Genomic DNA, 4,126 nt, shown 5'->3' with positions numbered 1-4,126 from the left:
GTACATTGCAGCAGCAGAGAAACCAGCCAGGTCAGGGGTCTGGTAATAGATCGAGTTGCCAGGACGATCCTGGTAGCTGTTGCTGGCCCACACGCTGGTGGAAGGTGCGAACAGGAGGGAGTCGAAGCCAGCGGCGCCGGAACCCTTGACCATGTCGTAGGGGGTCCACATTTTGCCGAGCTTCACTTCACCGAAGCCACCAGAAAGACCAACCCAGGACTGACGGCCAAAGATTGCATTGGAGGTTGCAGCGGTATAGGGGTTGGTGTAGTTGTTGGCAGCACCGGTGCTGGGGTCAAAGCCGGCTTCCAGCAGGAAGTTGGCTTTGAGGCCGCCACCGAGGTCCTCAGAACCCTTCAGGCCGAAACGGCTGGTCTGCAGACCACCGCCGCTACCGGAAAAAGGATGTGCAACGTTCACGCCGGTCTGGCTGACGTTGTTGTCCTTCACGCTACCAACCCAAGCGTCCACGAGGCCGTAAACGGTCACGGTGGACTGGGCAGAAGCCATGCCGGAAACGGCCAGCACTGCCAAAGCAACTAGGCTTTTCTTCATCATTAGAAAATCTCCAAAAGGTGGAAAACAAACACTGCTACGAATAAACATTTATAAGGGCTCAGTGACTACCCTTAGACCAATTTAACCAAAGAGTCACAAACCACACCAAGCCTTATCTCTACTATTAGCAACGTTCATACCCGAATTGTTGGCCCGCAACAACGCACCGTATATTGCGCACGCTGGAGGTGCGCATAAAAGGTGCTGCAAAGACCGCGCTGTACGAGTGAAAATTCGATACCGACAATCAAAATGCCCCAAAGCGGGGCAGGCGCCCTGCATTGGGGAAAGTCACTAGAAAACCACCGGGGGTTGTAACAAGCCTGGCTAAGCAGTTCCTGCAAAAACCCCGGACACCGTGCAACTGCGCAGACACGTAAGGACTGTTGTAATCGCGAGTCACTCTCCTGCTGCCAGCTCCCAAACGCGTCCGATTAGGGATCCAACCCTAGCTCCCGATTGTGCTCGTCTGTGTCGCTCCGCAACCCGTGTGCAAAACGATTCGCAGCATCAGAATTTGAGAGGGAAAACATCAACATCCGGCAGCCCTGCGGGGTTTGCCGCCGGGGTTTTCCAGGGCAAGGAAACCTCGGGTTTTCCCCTGTCGCAAAAGTGATACCCCCCCGTATTGCCTCTCTTTACGTGTCGCGGCATCCCCACTAATCTTTGCTCCATCGAGTCAAGCCGGCAGGTGTATTCCACGGCGATGGCTGCGAAGGTTTTCCCTCAATTACAACTCTTTGGAGACTCCATGAAAAAACTGACCCTCGTTGCAACTGCGATCATGGGACTGCTGTCCACTTCCGCTGCCATGGCACAAAGCACCGTGACCGTCTACGGCATTGTTGACGCCGGCTATAACCGTGTGAGCGGTTTGCGCCAGGGCACCGTGAGCACGATTGCCAGCGGCATCATGGAAGGCTCACGTTTCGGCCTGCGCGGCACCGAGGACATCGGCGGCGGCTACAAGGCTATCTTCACGCTGGAAAACCGCTTCGAAGCAGATACCGGTGCATTGGGCAACAGGCCGAATTCAGGCGCACAGCTGCCTGATCGCATGGTCAATGCCAACTTGCTCGTGCCTACATTTTCCGCCGCACAGCAAGCCGCTCTGCAGCCAACCTTCAATACCCTTGCAGCCGGTATCGGCGCCAGCGTCGGCGTCAACACCACCAACAATCTGTTTGACCGCCAGGCTTTTGTCGGCCTGATCACACCAGTTGGCGCTGTCACACTGGGCCGCCAATACACCCCAGGCTATCTGGTTGGCGCCACCTTCGACGCCTCGCAAACCCAGTCCAGTCTGGCTGCTGGCCAGGTCGCGAGCTTCCCGCCTGCCTTTGACATTCGCCTGAGCAACACCATCCAGTACGCCATCCAGACCAGCGGTGTGACCGCCTCGCTGATGTATGGCGCCGGTGAGGCAGCTACCGCCACGGTCGGTAATTCGGCCAGCCGTTTCCTGGGCGGAATGGCCATGTACAAGGCTGACGGCTGGTCAGTCGGCTTTGGTCACAACACGAAGAACAACAGCATTGGACAGAAATCCCTGACCAACAATGTTCTGGGCGCGACCATTGACGTCGGCCCAGGCACCATTTACGGCCAGTACGCCACGATCAAGGATGAAAACCCGGACGCCGTAGTCGCGATATCCCCCTCGATCACCGCTGGTGCAGCAGGACTGGCACTGGTCGGCACTACGCCCGCCGCCATCATCGCCGCCTATAACAACGCGCTGCGCCAGGATGCCAAGCTGATGCACATCGGCTACCGCATGACCACCGGCCCGCACACCATCGTGGTGGCCTACAACCGTCTGGATGACAAGCGTCCAAACAATGCCGACACCAACTCCTACGGCGCGACCTATACCTACGCCCTGTCCAAGCGCACCAACCTGAACGCCGTGCTGACACGCTTCAACAACAAAGGTTTGGGCCAGGCAGCCCCTGGTGGCAACGGCTTCCTGGGCGGCGTGACGTCTACAGCGGGTACCAACTCCACCAACCTCGCCCTCGGTATTCGCCACACGTTCTAAAGATCAAGGTTGCCGCCGGATCACAGCCGGCCTTCCTTTCGTCAGAGAAAAGCCCCCGCATGGGGGCTTTTTTTATGGCCGTTTCCATTCAGCCGGACGAGGGATAACATGGAACCGTTCCGTCCTCAAAGTTTCAAAGAACTGAAGCACCCATGACCACCGCACTCGATACCGCCCTCAATGCCGCTGACGGCGCCCTGCGCACACTTTTTGCCACCCCGCGGGCCAGCCGTACCTGCCCTACCGTACCGGGTGAAAAAACCGAGCTGGCCACGCAGGACAAATCGCTCTCGGGCGCGCTGATGCGCGTCAATCACGTGGGAGAAGTCTGTGCGCAGGCGCTGTACGCGGCGCAGGCCCTGGGTACCCGTGACGCTGCCCTGCGGGAGCACTTCCTGCAGGCCAGCCGTGAAGAGGGCGACCACCTCGCCTGGACCAAAACCCGGCTCGACGAACTCGGCGCCCGGCCTTCCCTGCTCAACCCGCTCTGGTACGCCGGCGCCTTCGGCCTGGGGCTGGTTGCCAGCCGCCTTGGTGACCGCCTGAGCCTGGGATTTGTCGTGGAAACAGAGCGCCAGGTTGAAGCGCACCTGGCAAGCCACCTCGAGCGCTTGCCGGCAGGCGACCATGAGTCCCGCGCCATCGTCGCGCAAATGAAGGACGATGAAGCGCTGCATGCACGCGAGGCCGAACAGGCCGGCGCCCTGCAGTTGCCCGCGCCGGTGAAAGCCCTGATGCGCTCAGCAGCGCGCGTCATGACCACTACCGCGCACTACATCTGAAGGTCTCTGCCGAAGCGCCTGGCAAAGCAGGCCAAACGCTATCTATTTAATAGCTGCTTGCGCCCACCAATAAAGGGCTGGAGAGCAAAACCCTCATACCTCGATGACCTCGAAAGTCGTGGTGATCTCTGCTGTTTTTGCCAGCATGATGGTGGCCGAGCAGTATTTGTCGTGGCTCATGTTGATGGCTCGCTCGACCACGCCGACAGCCAGCCCGCGCCCCGTCACCACAAAATGCATGTGGATCTTGGTGAACACCTTCGGGTCCGCAGGCGCCCTTTCGGCATCCAGTTTCACCGAGCAGGACCGCACATCCYGGCGGCCACGCTTGAGGATCAGCACCACGTCATAGGCCGTGCAGCCGCCGGCACCTGCCAGCACGGTTTCCATGGGCCGGGGCGCCAGGTTGGCGCCGCCGTTCTCGGGCTTGTCCGCATCGGGCGCGCCGTCCATCATCAGGGTATGGCCGCTGCCCGTCTTGGCGAGAAAACTCATGCTCGAAGGCGATCCCGTAGTGGCGCTGCTGCCTGTCCAACTCACCGTGCATTCCATGAATTTCTCTCCTTATGCATAAAATTTATGATTAAAGCGTGATAAATGTCGAATTTACGCCACAGGATATTGTGCAGCGCAACATCAGCCCGCTATACTGAAATCATCGCATCAAGATCAGTTGTCCGGCAACTCAGGGTCTTTTTGCACCGGTTGTCTCCTCCACCTCCTCTAAGGGTGGATTTACAGGCCC

The 4,126-nt window shown here is 58.8% G+C and carries 4 protein-coding genes; 2 read left to right on the top strand and 2 right to left on the bottom strand.

Features of this window, described 5'->3' with window-relative positions:
* The coding region (locus AC1D0Z_RS17030; RefSeq protein WP_477659402.1) for a porin at nucleotides 1-606 on the bottom strand (606 nt) is incomplete at its 3' end.
* A gap of 703 nt (nucleotides 607-1,309) precedes the next feature.
* Between AC1D0Z_RS17030 and AC1D0Z_RS17025 the strand changes: the two genes are divergently transcribed.
* Together AC1D0Z_RS17025 and coq7 are read left to right on the top strand one after the other, a co-directional pair.
* Nucleotides 1,310-2,599 carry a porin gene (locus tag AC1D0Z_RS17025; RefSeq protein WP_477659401.1) on the top strand — a complete coding sequence of 430 codons (1,290 nt, stop codon included), beginning with the start codon at nucleotides 1,310-1,312 and terminating at the stop codon, nucleotides 2,597-2,599.
* A gap of 152 nt (nucleotides 2,600-2,751) precedes the next feature.
* Entirely contained in the window at nucleotides 2,752-3,381 is a 630-nt protein-coding gene (coq7, locus tag AC1D0Z_RS17020; RefSeq protein ID WP_477659400.1) for a 2-polyprenyl-3-methyl-6-methoxy-1,4-benzoquinone monooxygenase, read from the top strand.
* A 93-nt stretch (nucleotides 3,382-3,474) separates the two neighbouring features.
* Here the strand turns inward: coq7 and AC1D0Z_RS17015 are convergent, their stop codons facing one another.
* Nucleotides 3,475-3,933 (bottom strand): OsmC family protein, encoded by a 459-nt coding sequence (locus AC1D0Z_RS17015; protein ID WP_477659399.1) that lies wholly within the window; start codon nucleotides 3,931-3,933, stop codon nucleotides 3,475-3,477.
* Nucleotides 3,934-4,126: the final 193 nt, after the last annotated feature.

It is taken from the genome of Polaromonas sp. P1_E3 (genome assembly GCF_056405935.1).
The sequence above is the reverse complement of the archived record's forward strand: the minus strand, read 5'-3'. Positions and strand labels throughout refer to the sequence as shown.

Excerpts from the sequence above, each read along its gene's own strand:
- AC1D0Z_RS17025 (WP_477659401.1), top strand. The coding sequence starts at position 1,310 with ATGAAAAAACTGACCCTCGTTGCAACTGCGATCATGGGACTGCTGTCC.
- coq7 (WP_477659400.1), top strand. The coding sequence starts at position 2,752 with ATGACCACCGCACTCGATACCGCCCTCAATGCCGCTGACGGCGCCCTG.